General features: G+C 59.8%; 14 protein-coding genes and 1 pseudogene. All 15 read left to right on the top strand.

Translation table 11 applies throughout. From position 1 onward, the window contains the following. A pseudogene (locus tag IDH44_RS08890) lies at nucleotides 1-1,263 on the top strand (hypothetical protein); the annotation flags it as partial. Beyond that, nucleotides 1,260-1,550, top strand: coding sequence for an EscU/YscU/HrcU family type III secretion system export apparatus switch protein (locus IDH44_RS08885; RefSeq protein ID WP_190916769.1), 291 nt, complete (start codon nucleotides 1,260-1,262; stop codon nucleotides 1,548-1,550). The pseudogene IDH44_RS08890 and the gene IDH44_RS08885, both read left to right, overlap by 4 nt. Then, nucleotides 1,540-1,911 (top strand): YraN family protein, encoded by a 372-nt coding sequence (locus IDH44_RS08880; RefSeq protein WP_190916767.1) that lies wholly within the window; start codon nucleotides 1,540-1,542, stop codon nucleotides 1,909-1,911. The genes IDH44_RS08885 and IDH44_RS08880 overlap by 11 nt, the downstream gene beginning before the upstream one ends. 130 nt (nucleotides 1,912-2,041) lie before the next feature. Continuing rightward, nucleotides 2,042-3,619, top strand: a complete 1,578-nt coding sequence (locus IDH44_RS08875; RefSeq protein WP_190916764.1) for a YifB family Mg chelatase-like AAA ATPase — start codon at nucleotides 2,042-2,044, stop codon at nucleotides 3,617-3,619. Between the two features lie 187 nt (nucleotides 3,620-3,806). After that, entirely contained in the window at nucleotides 3,807-4,967 is a 1,161-nt protein-coding gene (sucC, locus tag IDH44_RS08870; RefSeq protein ID WP_190916762.1) for an ADP-forming succinate--CoA ligase subunit beta, read from the top strand. Between the two features lie 46 nt (nucleotides 4,968-5,013). Then, nucleotides 5,014-5,943 (top strand): succinate--CoA ligase subunit alpha, encoded by a 930-nt coding sequence (gene sucD / locus IDH44_RS08865; RefSeq protein ID WP_190916760.1) that lies wholly within the window; start codon nucleotides 5,014-5,016, stop codon nucleotides 5,941-5,943. Nucleotides 5,944-6,139: 196 nt separating this feature from the next. Next, on the top strand, nucleotides 6,140-7,258 hold the full coding sequence (gene dprA, locus IDH44_RS08860) for a DNA-processing protein DprA (protein WP_190916758.1): 1,119 nt from the start codon (nucleotides 6,140-6,142) through the stop codon (nucleotides 7,256-7,258). Between the two features lie 31 nt (nucleotides 7,259-7,289). Next, nucleotides 7,290-9,380 carry a type I DNA topoisomerase gene (topA, locus tag IDH44_RS08855; protein ID WP_190916756.1) on the top strand — a complete coding sequence of 697 codons (2,091 nt, stop codon included), beginning with the start codon at nucleotides 7,290-7,292 and terminating at the stop codon, nucleotides 9,378-9,380. A 62-nt stretch (nucleotides 9,381-9,442) separates the two neighbouring features. After that, nucleotides 9,443-10,786, top strand: coding sequence for an FADH(2)-oxidizing methylenetetrahydrofolate--tRNA-(uracil(54)-C(5))-methyltransferase TrmFO (gene trmFO, locus IDH44_RS08850; RefSeq protein WP_317890138.1), 1,344 nt, complete (start codon nucleotides 9,443-9,445; stop codon nucleotides 10,784-10,786). A 23-nt stretch (nucleotides 10,787-10,809) separates the two neighbouring features. After that, on the top strand, nucleotides 10,810-11,352 hold the full coding sequence (gene hslV / locus IDH44_RS08845) for an ATP-dependent protease subunit HslV (RefSeq protein WP_190916752.1): 543 nt from the start codon (nucleotides 10,810-10,812) through the stop codon (nucleotides 11,350-11,352). A 48-nt stretch (nucleotides 11,353-11,400) separates the two neighbouring features. Next, complete coding sequence (hslU, locus tag IDH44_RS08840; protein WP_190916749.1) at nucleotides 11,401-12,798, top strand: ATP-dependent protease ATPase subunit HslU; 1,398 nt, start codon at nucleotides 11,401-11,403, stop codon at nucleotides 12,796-12,798. A 32-nt stretch (nucleotides 12,799-12,830) separates the two neighbouring features. Then, nucleotides 12,831-13,601, top strand: coding sequence for a GTP-sensing pleiotropic transcriptional regulator CodY (gene codY / locus IDH44_RS08835; protein ID WP_190916747.1), 771 nt, complete (start codon nucleotides 12,831-12,833; stop codon nucleotides 13,599-13,601). Nucleotides 13,602-13,924: 323 nt separating this feature from the next. Next, entirely contained in the window at nucleotides 13,925-14,344 is a 420-nt protein-coding gene (flgB, locus tag IDH44_RS08830; RefSeq protein WP_397326755.1) for a flagellar basal body rod protein FlgB, read from the top strand. A 2-nt stretch (nucleotides 14,345-14,346) separates the two neighbouring features. Further along, nucleotides 14,347-14,802 carry a flagellar basal body rod protein FlgC gene (gene flgC, locus IDH44_RS08825; protein WP_190916743.1) on the top strand — a complete coding sequence of 152 codons (456 nt, stop codon included), beginning with the start codon at nucleotides 14,347-14,349 and terminating at the stop codon, nucleotides 14,800-14,802. 67 nt (nucleotides 14,803-14,869) lie between these two features. Continuing rightward, a complete protein-coding gene (gene fliE / locus IDH44_RS08820; protein WP_223869501.1) occupies nucleotides 14,870-15,133 on the top strand; it encodes a flagellar hook-basal body complex protein FliE in 264 nt (87 codons plus the stop codon). Nucleotides 15,134-15,166 lie beyond the last annotated feature (33 nt).

Here is a 15,166-nt window from a genome sequence, read left to right as displayed (position 1 = left end):
CAAGGGCCGGCTCAGCCGCCTGGCGGCGGCACAGCAGCCGCCAGCAGCCCGTCTCTGGCGCCGCGCGGAGCAGCGGCCGCGGCAGCGTCTCCAGGCGGCGCGGGCACGCCGGCGCAATCGCCGCCCACTATCGGCGCTGCACAGCAGTCGGCGCCGCAGCAGACGCCGGCGCCTGGGGCACCGGGGACGACCATAGGCGCTGCGGCGCCCGCTCCTGTGGGCTCGCCGCCGGCGCCTGCCGGCACTGGCAGCTCGCCTGCCCAGGACGGCGCAGCGGGCGGAGCGCGAAGCGGAGCCGCGGCCGCCCAGATCCACTCCGGCGCGACGTCGTCTGGCGGCGCAGCCCCGCCCGCCGAGGGGTGGACGCAGACGATTCTCAAGTGGCTCGGCGTCGACCACGAGCATCGGCTCGCCCGCTCCGCAGCCCCGCCGCCGCCCGGCGTCTCATCCGAGGAGCGTCCGGCGGCGGGCGCGTCTGCTGCTTCGCGGGCGACTGCGGAGACCGCGCGGTCCGCCAGCCGGGAGCAGCCGGAAGCGTCGGCTCCCCGGACGGCCCCTCACGCGGCACAGCCCGCGGAGCACGGGACGGCGGCCCCCGGGAGCGAGCGCGTGTCAGCGGCCTTGCGCCCGCACTCGGGGGCGGAGCCGCTCGAGCCCCATGCTCTGCAGCAGCAGACCAGAGGCGGCGGGGCCCACGAGACCCTCAAGAGCGTGCTGCTGGCGCTGGGCGGAGCGGAAGACGCGCCTCCCGCGCTTCGCGAGGCGGCGCAGCAGGCGGCGCAGCATACGACGGGCCAGCAGCTCCTGCTGACGCCGGAGCGCAGCGGGGTGCTGCTCTCGCACGTCACGATGTTCATCCCCTTCCAGGGAGGCGGCGGCGCGCAGACGGCGTCCGTCCACGTCCAGGCCAGACGCGACGGCAAGGGAAGCCTTGATCCTTCCAATTGCCGTCTGTTGTTCGATCTGCAGATGAAGCGGCTCGGCGATACGGTCGTCGATGTCCAGGTCACCAATCGCATCGTCGGCATTCATATCTGGAACGGGCAGGGCTATATCGGCGAACTGATCGAGTCGTCGCGCCCAGACATTGCCGAAGCGCTCGAGCGGGCCGGCTACCAGCTGCTGTCCTTGCGCGCCTCACGGCCGGCCGACAGATCGGAGGCGCCGAGCGTCGACGACAAGCTGCCCGGACGCGCAGACCAGCCGCCCGATCTGTCCGCCTACCATGCCAGGCTGCACAAAGGAGTGGATATCCGCATATGAACAAGCAGCAGCGGCCGAGCAAGGCCGTCGCGGTGCGCTACGACCCCGAGCAGGGCGGCGCGCCGGTCGTCGCGGCCAAGGGGAGGGGCTCGCTGGCGGAAGCAATCCTGGACAAGGCTGCGGAACACGGCATTCCGGTCCAGGAGGATCCCTCGCTGGTCGAGGTGCTCTCCAAGCTGGACATCGATCAGGAGATTCCGCCGGAGCTCTATACCTTGGTGGCGGAAATTCTAAGTTATGTGTATCGCGCCGATCAGTTGGCGGAGGAGTGGCAGGATGTCGATTAGCCGGGCGGAGGTCGGACGGCGCGGAGAGGCGGAGGCCGCCGCCTATCTGATTGCGCAGGGCTGGACGGTGCACGTCCGCAACTGGCGCTGCCCTGCCGGCGAGATCGACCTGATCGGCAGTCCGGCTCGCTCCGGTCTGCTCGTATTTGTAGAGGTCCGTTCCCGCCGAGCGGGCGGACGCTTCGGTACGGCGGCCGAATCGATCGACGGGCGCAAGCAGCAGCGCGTGCGCACGGCTGCGCAGTGGTACCTGAAGCGTCATGGCGGCGGCGAGGCCGGCGTGCGCTGCGATGTCATTACCGTTGCATTTGATCGGCAGCTGCGCGTGGCCGGGGTGTCGCATCTGGAGGGCGCATTCTAGCGGGCGCGGTCCGGTCCGGCGGCCGATGCGGCTGCGGTTGACAGCTTGCCGAGCATGCGTTAGGATAAAAAAAGCTTTGGAACCGTGAGGAAGCACCTTCGGCCAGTTCTGGTTGGAGGTGCTTATTTTTATGTATACAAGGTGGAGCAGCGCAAGCGTGGAAGGGGTGGACGGCCGCTTGATCGAGGTCGAGGTCGATATCGCTAGCGGTCTGCCGCAAGTCAGCATCGTCGGATTGCCGGATCCCGCCGTGCGGGAATCGGTCGATCGCGTGCGCGCGGCCATCCGCAATTGCGGCATGCAATTTCCGCTTGAGCGGATTACGGTGAATCTTGCGCCTGCGGATCTGCGCAAGCAAGGCACCGCCTTTGACTTGGCGATCGCGGCAGGCGTGCTGGGGGCGAGCGGGCAGCTCGGAGCGGCACTCCCGGAGAGGACGATGCTGATCGGGGAGCTGGCGCTCGACGGCAGCGTGCGGGCCGTCCCCGGCGTGCTGGCGATGGCGGAGCAGGCTCGCGATTGCGGCATGACGAATGTGGCGCTGCCTGCGGACAATCTGTCGGAGGCGTCCTTGATCGGCGGTCTGCGCCTGCTGGGCATCGGCCATCTGCGGCAGCTCATTGAAGCGGCCGCCGCCGCATGCAGCGAGCAGGCGGAGCGGCTATGGGTGTCGGCGGAGCAGGTGCAGCGGTCGGCAGGCGGCCCTGGCATGGCGGCGACCGGCCCAGAGGCGTATGATTACGGCGAGGTGCTTGGCCAGCACCATGCCAAGCGCGCGCTGCTGACCGCCGCCGCCGGCAGGCACAACATTGTGCTGAGCGGGCCGCCCGGTACCGGCAAGACGATGCTGATCCGCAGGCTGCCGGGCATCATGCCGCTGCTTGACGATGCGGAAGCGCTGGAGGTCACCAAAATCCACAGCATCGCCGGTAAGCTGGGCGCAGGGCCGGCCGCGCTGATTCGGAGCCGGCCCTTCCGCGACCCGCATCACACGATTTCTGCCGGCGGGCTGATCGGGGGCGGCACGCATCCGCGCCCGGGCGAAGCGACGCTTGCGCACCGCGGTATTTTGTTTTTGGACGAGCTGCCAGAGTTTTCGCGCGCGGCGCTGGAGGCGCTGCGTCAGCCGCTGGAGGATCGCAGCGTGACGATCGCGCGCACGCGGGCCGTACACCGTTTCCCCGCCCATTTCATGCTGGCGGCGACGATGAATCCTTGTCCATGCGGCTACTACGGCGATGAGAGCGGCGAGTGGGAAGCGCCGCGATGCAGCTGCAGCGCGCGCAAAATCGAAGCCTATCGCATGAAGATATCCGGTCCGCTGCTGGACCGCATCGATCTGCAGGTCGAGGTGCCGCGGCCGCCGTCCTTCGGCGAGGCCGCTGCCGGGATGGACACCGCATCGATGCTGGAGCGGGTAGCGCTCGCGCGCGAGCGCCAGACGGCCAGGAGCGAGCAGGCGGGCACGAGCTGGAACAGCGAGCTGAGCGGCCGCGCGCTGCGTGAGCACGCGCGGCTGAGCGGCGAAGCGCAGCTGCTCCTCCAGGAGGCCTATCGCTCGCTCGGTCTGAGCCTGCGCGCGCACGACCGGATTCTGAAGCTCGCCCGCACGGTAGCGGACCTGGACGATCGCGCCGAGATCGGGGCCGCGCACGTCGCCGAAGCGATTCAGTACCGCGCGTTCGACCGCGCGCCCGTGCAAGGATAAGCGCGCTGCGGGAAAGCGCGCGGGTCGAACGGCGAGTCGGGAACGTTCGCATTTTGAGATGAAAACGATAAACAAAAAATATAAATAATATCTTTCGCAAAAAGAGGAAACATTCAAGAAAAAGTGGTACAATAAATAAGGTTTGTGTACATATTGAGGATCCGACGCGGATAGGAGGCTTTCGTGAATGAATATTCATGAGTATCAAGGCAAGGAAGTCCTGAAGCAATACGGCGTTGTCGTACCGGAAGGGAAGGTGGCGTTTACGGTTGACGAAGCGGTCGAGGCCGCCGAGTCGCTCGGCACGCCGGTCGTCGTCGTCAAGGCCCAGATTCATGCAGGCGGCCGCGGCAAAGCAGGCGGCGTAAAAGTCGCCAAAGGTCTGGACGAAGTACGGACCTATGCAAGCGAAATTCTCGGCAAGGTGCTCGTCACCCACCAGACCGGTCCCGAAGGCAAGGAAGTCAAGCGTCTGCTTATCGAGCAGGGCTGCGATATCCAGAAGGAATATTATGTCGGCGTTGTGGTCGACCGCGGCACGGGCCGCGTCGTCATGATGGCGTCCGAGGAAGGCGGCACGGAGATCGAGGAGGTCGCCGAGCATTCGCCTGAGAAGATCTTCAAGGAGGCGATCGATCCGGCGGTCGGCCTGCAGCCGTTCCAGGCGCGCAAGCTGGCGTACGCGATTAACATTCCGGGCAAATTGGTGAACAAGGCCGTCAAGTTCATGATTGCTCTTTACACCGCATTTGTGGACAAGGACTGCTCGATTGCCGAGATCAATCCGCTCGTCGTAACCGGCGACGGCAACGTGATGGCGCTCGACGCCAAGCTGAACTTCGATTCGAACGCGTTGTACCGGCACAAGGACATCCTTGAGCTGCGCGACCTCGAAGAAGAGGATGCCAAGGAGATTGAAGCTTCCAAATTCGACCTGAGCTACATCGCGCTTGACGGGAACATCGGCTGCATGGTCAATGGAGCCGGACTGGCGATGGCGACGATGGATATTATCAAATACTACGGCGGCGACCCGGCCAACTTCCTTGACGTAGGGGGCGGTGCGACGACCGAAAAGGTAACCGAAGCGTTCAAGATCATCCTCTCCGATCCGAAGGTGAAGGGCATTTTCGTCAACATTTTCGGCGGCATTATGAAATGCGACGTCATCGCCAACGGCGTCGTGGAAGCGGCCAAGCAGGTCGGTCTCGACCGTCCGCTCGTCGTGCGTCTCGAAGGGACCAACGTCGAGCTGGGCAAAACGATTTTGAACGAGTCGGGCCTGAACATCGTGGCGGCCGATTCGATGGCGGACGGCGCCCAAAAAATCGTGGCGCTCGTGAAGTAAACCCACCTTTAAATTAACGAATTCATATAGAGGATGTGAGCCTTCGATGAGCATTTTGGTAGGAAAAGATACGAAAGTCATTACGCAAGGCATTACAGGGGCGACCGGCCTGTTCCACGCCAAGGGCGCGCTTGAATACGGCACGCAAATGGTAGGCGGCGTCACGCCGGGCAAGGGCGGAACCAACGTCGACATTACGCTGGACAGCGGAAAAGTCGTCTCCTTGCCGGTATTCAACACCGTGCTGGAAGCCAAGGAAGCGACGGGAGCTACAGCTACGGTCATCTACGTGCCGCCGGCATTTGCAGCCGATGCGATCATGGAAGCGGTCGACGCCGAATTCGAGCTCGCGATCTGCATTACCGAAGGCATCCCGGTCTTGGATATGGTCAAGGTCAAGCGCTATATGGAAGGCAGCAGCACGGTCCTGATCGGGCCGAACTGTCCCGGCGTTATTACGCCTGAGGCGTGCAAGATCGGCATCATGCCGGGCTATATTCACAAAAAAGGGCATGTCGGCGTCGTTTCGCGCAGCGGCACGCTCACCTACGAGGCCGTGCATCAGCTCTCCACGCGCGGCATCGGCCAATCGTCCGCAGTCGGCATCGGCGGCGACCCGGTCAAGGGCTCGGAGTTCATCGATATCCTGAATCTGTTCAATGAAGATCCGGATACGTATGCGGTCATCATGATCGGCGAGATCGGCGGCACGGCGGAGGAAGAAGCGGCCGAATGGATCAAGGCGAACATGAAGAAGCCGGTCGTCGGGTTCATCGGCGGCGCCACCGCCCCTCCCGGCAAACGGATGGGACATGCCGGCGCCATCATTTCCGGCGGAAAAGGCACCGCGGCGGAAAAAATCTCGACCCTGGAATCGTGCGGCATCAAAGTAGCCCCTACGCCTTCCGAAATGGGCTCCACGCTTGTCAGCGTGCTGGAAGAACAGGGTTTGCTCGAAAAGTGCATGACCAACTAAATCGCAAGTCGGCCGAGGGCCGCTAGAAGACAGGCAGTCTTCCTACTCCACGAGGAGAGGAAGACTGCCTTTTTTGGTACAGACGCCGAAAAAATGACCTGAATATTCATATAAATAATCACGGTCGCTTGCAATCTTCGTTCACCTCAAGCAAAATAGGGGAAGAATGCGTGCGGCCCGAAAGGGCGGATAAGGAATGAAGGAGCCGGTTGAATGGAGCGAGCGTCTTGTGCTGTTGGCGCTACACGAGGCGAAGGGGATCGGCTGGCGCAGCATTCGTAAAGCGCTGGCAAGCGGCAGCTTGGTGCAGTGCGTGCATTATGCCGAGGCGCAGTGGCGAGAGCTCGGACTCAGCGGGGCGCAGGCTGCGTCCGCCCGATCGGTGCTCATGCATGCCGAAGCCGCGGCGGCGTCGCTGGAACGGTATGCCCGCATGGGCGTGCGCGTCATTACCATGCTTGACGACGACTACCCGGAGCTGCTGCGCGAAACGCATGAGCCGCCCTGGGTGCTGTATGCCAAAGGACGAGTCGAGCTGCTGAAGACGCCGGCGCTCGCGCTGGTCGGCACCCGCACGCCCAGCGCTTACGGCAGGCAAGCGACGATTCGACTCGCCCGGGAGCTGGCCGCGCGCGGTCTGACGATTGTCAGCGGTCTCGCGAAGGGCATCGACCGCTGCGCTCATGAGGGGGCTCTGACCAACGGCGGCGCGACGATTGCCGTGCTGGGAACACCGATTGACATCGTCTATCCCGCAGAGCACCGCGCCTTGTTCGCATGCATTGCGCAGCAGGGGTTACTTGTGTCGGAGTATCCGATCGGCACGCGCTGTCACGCGGGGCTGTTTCCGCAGCGCAACCGCATCATTGCAGGCTTGTCCGTCGGGACTGCGGTCGTCGAGGCCGCCCAGCGCAGCGGCTCGCTCATTACCGTCGATCATGCGATTACGATGAATCGGGAGGTTTTTGCAGTGCCGGGCCCCGTCCAGTCGCGCTATAGCGAGGGAACGCACCAGCTGCTCAAAAACGGCGCCAAGCTATTGGCAGAGGCGGAGGATGTCATGGAGGAGTTCATTCATCGTCCGGACATCCTGGGCAGGCTGCAGCCGTCTAAGTCGGCGCCGCCCCCTCCCGAGACGAAGTTGACAGGCGATGAGGTGCGCTTGCTTCGGCTAGTGCGCGAAAAACCGGGCACGGCCGACGAATTGCATGAGCGTTCGGGCATGCCGTTTGGACTTTTACACGCAGTTCTGATAAATTTAACTATAAAACGCAGGATCGAACAACATCCGGGTTTTATATACAGGGCCTTCTGACAGGCAACTGAACGTGAGAGGAGGACGCGAAGTGGCAGATTCACTCGTAATTGTGGAATCACCGGCAAAAGCCAAGACGATTGGAAAATATTTGGGCAGCAAATATATCGTTAAAGCCTCTATGGGCCATATCCGCGACTTGCCAAAAAGCCAGATCGGCGTCGAGGTAGAGAACGGCTTTCATCCCAAATACATTACGATTCGCGGCAAGGGGAGTGTATTAAAGGAACTGAAGGACGCACGCAAAAAGGTGAAGCGCGTCTATCTGGCGGCTGACCCCGATCGCGAGGGCGAAGCGATCGCTTGGCATCTGGCGCATTACTTGGAGCTGGACGAGACGGAGGACTGTCGCGTCGTCTTTAACGAAATTACGAAGCAAGCGGTCAAGGACGCCTTCAAAACGCCGCGCAAGATCAACCAGGACCTGGTCAACGCCCAGCAGGCGAGGCGCATCCTGGATCGGCTGGTCGGTTACAAGATCAGTCCACTGCTATGGAAGAAAGTCAAAAAGGGGCTTTCGGCCGGACGCGTGCAGTCGGTGGCGGTGAAGCTGATCATTGACCGCGAAAACGAAATTGATGCGTTCGAGCCGGTGGAATACTGGTCCATTACCGTGCAATTGACGCACGGCAAGGCGGCCTTCGAGGCGAAATTTCATTCGATCCACGGTGAAAAAAAGGAGCTGGGCAGCGAGCAGGAGGTCAATGAAGTGCTCGCCGCGATCGGGGACGCCGAATTCAAGGTGTCGGACGTGCGGGAAAAGGAGCGCCAGCGTCATCCGGCGCCGCCGTTCATCACCAGCTCGTTGCAGCAGGAGGCGGCCCGCAAGCTCGGCTTCCGGGCTTCGAAGACGATGTCCGTCGCGCAGCAGCTGTATGAAGGCGTCGAGTTGGGCAAGGAGGGGACCGTCGGCCTCATCACCTACATGCGTACGGATTCGACCCGGGTATCGCCCGTTGCGCAGGAGGAAGCCAAAGCCTTTATCGTGGAGCAGTACGGGCCGGAGTACGCGCCGGAGCAGCCGCGCGTCTACACCAAAAAAAACGCCGGGGCTCAGGACGCGCACGAAGCGATTCGTCCCACCTCCTCGCTTCGTACGCCCGAAGAGATGAAGCCGTATGTGACGCGCGATCAGCTGCGCCTCTACAAGCTGGTGTGGGAACGGTTTATCGCCAGTCAGATGACCTCGGCCGTGTTGGATACGATGACGGTCGATTTGGCCGCCGGCGAGACAAAGTTTCGGGCTAACGGCTCGAAGCTGAAGTTTCCGGGCTTCATGAAGGTGTACGTCGAGGGCAATGACGACGGCACGACCGAAGAGGATAAGTTTTTGCCTCCGCTGACGGCCGGCGACGTCGCCAAACGTGGCGAGATTGAGCCCAAGCAGCATTTCACGCAGCCGCCGCCCCGTTATTCGGAGGCGAGGCTGGTGCGTACGCTGGAGGAGCTGGGGATCGGCCGTCCGAGCACGTACGCGCCTACCCTGGAAACGATTCAAAAGCGCGGGTATGTCGCGATTGAGGAAAAGAAATTTATGCCGACCGAGCTGGGCGAGCTGGTCATCGAATTAATGGAGGAGTTTTTCCCCGAAATTCTCGATGCCGAATTCACCGCCCACATGGAGGGAGATCTCGACCATGTGGAGGACGGTTCGGAGGACTGGGTCAAGGTGCTCTCCTCGTTCTATTCTTCCTTCGAAAAGCGGCTGGAGGTCGCAGAGGAGGAAATGAAGGAGGTCGAAATTCAAGACGAGGTCTCCGACGAGGTCTGCGAGAAATGCGGACGTCATCTCGTCTACAAAATGGGACGCTACGGCAAATTTCTCGCTTGCTCCGGTTTTCCCGAGTGCCGCAACACGAAGCCGATCGTCAAGGACGTCGGCGTCAAGTGCCCGACATGCAAGGAGGGCAACATTATCGAACGGCGCAGCAAAAAGGGACGAATCTTCTACGGCTGCGATCGCTATCCGGCTTGCGAATATGTGTCTTGGGATAAACCGGTGGCCCGTCCGTGTCCGTCCTGCGGTTCGGTCATGGTAGAAAAGCGCAAGCGCAGCGGCGGCAAAATTCAATGCACAAGCTGCGATCATAGCGAGGAGCTGCCCGAAGAACAGGAAGCGTAGGCGTGCCGGCCACCAGCGCGAGGCTGGAGGGCGCAAATGCGCTGGCGCTATAGAAAGGCGGAATTCATGTCGTGACGAAAAAAAACGTAATCGTCATCGGAGCGGGTCTGGCAGGCAGCGAGGCGGCCTGGCAGATCGCATCGCGTGGCGTTGGGGTGACGCTTTATGAGATGCGCCCGGCGACGCGGACGCCTGCCCACCATACGGACAAATTCGCCGAGCTGGTGTGCAGCAACAGTCTGCGGGCCAACGGGTTGACCAACGCCGTCGGCGTATTAAAGGAAGAGATGAGACAATTGGACTCCTTGATTATGACCAGCGCAGATCGTCACGCCGTCCCGGCGGGCGGCGCGCTCGCGGTCGATCGCGACGGATTCTCGGGGGCGGTTACCTCTGCGCTCCACGAGCACCCGCTGGTCGAAGTACGCACCGAGGAGATGCGCGAAATTCCGAACGACGCAATTGTCGTCATTGCTACCGGGCCGCTCACCTCTCCACAGCTCTCCGAGCAAATCAAAGCGCTGCTGGGCGAATCGTATTTTTACTTTTACGACGCGGCGGCTCCGATTGTCGAAAAGGAATCGATTGATATGGAGCGGGTGTTCCTGGCTTCCCGCTACGACAAAGGCGAAGCGGCGTATCTCAACTGTCCGATGGAGGTGGATGAGTTCGAAGCGTTCTACAATGCTTTGATCGAGGCCGAGGCAGCCGAGCTCAAAACGTTTGAAAAAGAGATTTACTTTGAGGGCTGCATGCCGATCGAGGTGATCGCTAAGCGCGGTCCGAAAACGTTGCTTTTCGGACCGATGAAGCCGGTCGGACTCGTCAACCCCCGCACCGGCAAGCTGCCGCATGCGGTCGTTCAGCTGCGGCAGGACAATGCGGCGGGCACGCTGTTCAACCTGGTTGGCTTTCAGACGCATCTGAAATGGGGCGAGCAACGGCGTGTGTTCTCGCTCATTCCGGGGCTGGAGCAGGCGGAATTTGTCCGCTACGGCGTCATGCACCGAAATACCTTCATCAATTCGCCGAAGCTGCTGCGTCCGACCTACCAGTTCAAGGGGCGCGATCATTTGCTGTTTGCCGGTCAGATGACCGGCGTCGAAGGCTACGTGGAATCCGCCGCCTCCGGACTGATTGCCGGCATCAACGCCGCGCGTCTGGCGCGTGAACAGGAGCCGCTGGTGCTGCCGCCGGAGACGACGCTTGGCAGCATGGCGGAGTATATCACGACGGCCGACTTCAAGCATTTTCAGCCGATGAACGCCAATTTCGGACTGTTCCCGCCGTTGGAGACGCGTATACGCAGCAAAAAAGATAAAAATGAAGCCATTGCCAAGCGGGCGCTGCAACAGCTGGACGCGTTCAAACGCGAGCACCTCGCGCACCTGCATGCATCGGGCTAACGCCAAGCGGAAGGGGCTTAACGATGGAAATGCAATTCCACGCAACGACGATCTGCGCCGTCCGTCACCAGGGAAAAGGGGCAATTGCCGGCGACGGTCAGGTGACTTTCGGCAATAGCATGGTCATGAAGCACCAGGCCAAAAAAGTGCGCCGCCTCTATCGCGGCCAAGTGGTGGCCGGCTTCGCAGGATCGGTCGCAGACGCGATCACCTTGTTCGAGAAGTTCGAGGGCAAGCTGGAGGAGCACCATGGCAATCTGCAGCGCGCGGCCGTGGAAATGGCCAAGGAGTGGCGCTCCGACCGTGTGTTGCGGAGATTGGAAGCGATGATGATCGTCATGGACGAGAGCGGGCTGCTGCTCATTTCCGGCAATGGGGAAATTATCGAGCCGGACGACGGCATATTGGCGATCGGCTCGGGCGGCAGCTTCGCCATGGCCGCCGCCCGCGCGCTCAAGCAGCACGCGCCCAACATGGAGGCGAAGGACATGGCTCGCGCTGCGCTGGAGATCGCCGCCGATATCTGCGTCTATACCAATCACAAAATTATCGTCGAAGAGCTGTAAGGCAAATTAGGCGCCGCCAGCGCCGTATTCGAAACGGAGGGAAGCCGGGTGGATCACAATGCGTTGACACCGCGTCAAATCGTCGCAGAATTGGACAAATACATTGTCGGACAAAAGCTGGCCAAACGCTCGGTCGCGATCGCGCTGCGCAACCGCTACCGCCGCAATCGCCTGGACGAGACGATTCGCGATGAGATCGTGCCGAAAAACATTCTGATGATCGGGCCGACCGGGGTGGGTAAAACCGAGATTGCACGCCGTCTGGCGAAGCTGGTAAGCGCGCCGTTCGTCAAGGTCGAGGCCACCAAATTCACCGAGGTCGGCTATGTCGGCCGCGATGTCGAATCGATGGTCCGCGATCTGGTCGAAACCGCGATCCGCATGGTAAAGGCCGAGAAAACGGAGGCCGTCAAGGACCGGGCGGAAAAGCTCGCCAACGATCGTCTGGTTGCGCTGCTCGCACCTTCCGCAAAGCGCTCTCGCCCGCAGCGCAATCCGCTTGAGATGATTTTTGGCAATCAGAATGCCGAGACGGAAGAGCAGCCGGAGACACCCGACCAATCCTTGACCGAGCGCAGGCGCACCATTCGACAGCAACTCGATGAGGGCAAGCTGGAGAACGAACAGGTCGAGGTCGAGGTTGAGGACAATGCCCCCAATATGCTGGATATGCTGGCCGGGCAGGGCGGAGAGGGCATGGGAATGAACATGCAGGAAATGTTCGGTCAGCTCATGCCCAAACGCTTTAAGAAACGCCGTCTGCCCGTGCGCGAGGCGCGCAAGGTGCTTACCCAGCAGGAAGCCAACAAGCTGATCGATATGGACGAGGTGATTCAGGAGTCCATCACCCGCGCCGAACAGTCGGGCATGATTTTCATAGACGAGATTGACAAAATCGCCAGCCCGTCGCGCGGCTCGGGTCCGGATGTGTCTCGGGAAGGGGTCCAACGCGACATTTTGCCGATCGTCGAGGGTTCGACGGTCATGACCAAATACGGACCGGTTAAAACGGATTACGTGCTGTTTTTGGCAGCCGGCGCATTTCATATTGCCAAGCCGGCCGATCTGATTCCCGAGCTCCAGGGACGTTTTCCGATTCGAGTAGAATTGACGAATTTAAATTTAGAAGATTTTGTGAATATTTTGACCGAGCCGAAAAATGCGCTTACGAAACAATATACAGCGTTGCTGCAAACCGAGGGAATCGCGATCTCGTTTTCGGACGAGGCGATTCGTGAAATTGCCTCCATTGCAGCGGATGTCAACCGCAACACGGAAAATATCGGCGCGCGACGCCTGCACACCATATTGGAAAAGCTGCTGGAGGACCTTTCCTTCGAGGCACCCGACCTTTCCTTGGAAGAGATGGTGATCACGCCCGAATACGTTCGGGACAAAGTTGGAGACATAGCGAAAAACCGCGATCTGAGTCAATACATTTTGTAGTTCGGCGGTCAAGCGTTTGGGAGGCTTTAGGCATGACGTTATTGGCAAAAACCAGAACGCTCAATCGCCTGCTGCAGCGTGCGGCAGGCAAGGCGTTGAATTTCAGGGAAATGGCCGAGGTGCTGTGCACGACGATTCAGGCCGATGTGTTTGTGGTAAGCCGCAGAGGCAAGATTTTGGGGTGCGCGGCCGTTAATGTATGGGAGCATGAACGCATGCGCGCGTCTTCAGGCAGCGAATTGCGTTTTTCGCCCGAGACGAACGCGCGCTTCTTGCAAATGCAGGAGAGCGTGACGAATGCGCCGCCCGATCCCGGTATTGCGGAGACGTTTGCGGATTTGGCTGGGCATGAGATTATGAGCCTCGTTCCCATTCAGGGCGGCGGCGACCGACTGGGAACCCTCGTCCTGACTCGCAGCAACGGTGCCTTCGACGATGACGATCTGATTTTGGCCGAATACGGCTCGACGATTGTCGGAATGGAAATTTTGCGCGAGCGGGCAGAGGAAATCGAAGTGGAGGCGCGCAGCCGCGCAGTAGTCTCGGTGGCGGTTAATTCGCTTTCCTTCAGCGAGCTTGAAGCGGTCGACCACATGTTCGAAGAGCTGGGCGGCAAGGAAGGGCTGCTTGTCGCTTCCAAGGTCGCGGATCGGGTCGGCATCACGCGGTCGGTCATCGTCAATGCATTGCGCAAATTGGAAAGCGCGGGCGTGATCGAAACGCGTTCGCTTGGCATGAAGGGGACCTATATAAAAGTGCTCAATGCGCAACTCATTCATGAATTAGCAAAAATAAAAATTTAAAAACAGGCCTCTAATCCCTTGAACGCCCTATCTTGGAGAAAAGATAGGGCTTTTTGCTTATTGTGGTGGAATTGAAAATTATGGAACATTAAGGTATCGGCACGGATCGACACAACTCCCTCATTTTTTTAATAATCTTTTGTCGAATGAAGCAGGAAAGAAGGGGGAGACGTTGAATTAGTAAAAAAGACCATTCTGTTGAGCCTCCTCGCTCTGACAGCATTTCTTACGAACGAAATGGGAAGGTCGACGTGCAGGATCAAGAAGGGTACAATCAGCTGAGCATTTTTTAATTTTTGCCCAAAGGAGGGATAGACTTGGAGATGTTGAGCGGGGCTTCGTTCGGCAGACTGGAACAAGCGATGAAGGCTGCAGAACTAAGACAACAGGTCATTGCGAACAATGTAGCTAACGCGGATACCCCGTATTTCAAGCGCTCAGACGTCGTTTTTGAGGATTTGCTCGAGGGGGTCATCGGAAGCAGTACAAGGACAAACCTCCCATTGAAAAAAACGAATCCCAGGCACATGGACATTCATGGCGAGCTTGCTGCTTTGGGCGCCGGACCGTCACCGCGAATCGTAACCGACGAGCATTCGGTCATGAACAATAACGTGAACAACGTGGATATCGATCGGGAAATGGCCCTGCTTGCGAAAAACCAGCTGCGCTACAACGTGATGGTGCAACAGGTCAATCACGACGTTAAAATGATGCGTACCGCCATTGACGGGAGAGGATAACGATGAAGCTAAGCAGCGGGTTTGACGCCAGCGCTTCGGCGCTTACAGCTCAAAGGATGCGGATGGATCTCATCTCATCAAATATTGCAAATGCGGAAACGACGAGGGGGAAATTAGTTAACGGTCAGTATGAGCCTTATACGCGCAAGTTGGCGGTGTTGGAGCCGCTTCAACCGAAATTTTCGGATATGCTCGAGCAGCAAATGTCCGGCTCGGGCAAGTCGCAAGCCGGCGGCGTGAAGGTCGGTCAGATTATGGAGGATCGGACTCCGCCAAAACTGGTTTACAACCCGACTCATCCCGATGCGGATGCAGAAGGCTACGTAAAAATGCCTAACGTCGATATTTTGAAGGAAATGGTCGATATGGTCGCAGCGACCCGTTCGTACGAGGCCAACGTCACGGCGTTGAATGCGACAAAATCCATGTTTGCCAAAGCGCTAGAGATCGGAAGGTAGTTTTTCATAGCTCGAAAGGAGTGAGAATATGGTAACTGGTGCAATTGGAGCGCCGCAACAAGTGCGCATGCAACCGGGGACTGCGGAAGTCAAGCAGACTCCGTCCGAGCTTACCGGGCAATTCGGCCAATATTTAAAGCAGGCGATCGACGGCGTACATAACCAGGAACAAGCGGTACATGAGGTCAACGACCGGTTTTTAATCGGACAAGCGGACGTTTCCGAAGTAATGATCACAGCCAATCAGGCGCACTTGACGCTGCAACTGGCCACCCAGGTCCGCAACAAAGTGATCGAATCCTACCAGGAAATCATGCGGATGCAGCTATAAAAGCAAGTTGGTCAAGCATAGCAATTGGGTGAG

The organism is Paenibacillus sabuli (genome assembly GCF_014705605.1).
In the GTDB taxonomy this organism is placed as follows: Bacteria; Bacillota; Bacilli; order Paenibacillales; family Paenibacillaceae; genus Paenibacillus_D; species Paenibacillus_D sabuli.
The sequence above is the reverse complement of the archived record's forward strand: the minus strand, read 5'-3'. Positions and strand labels throughout refer to the sequence as shown.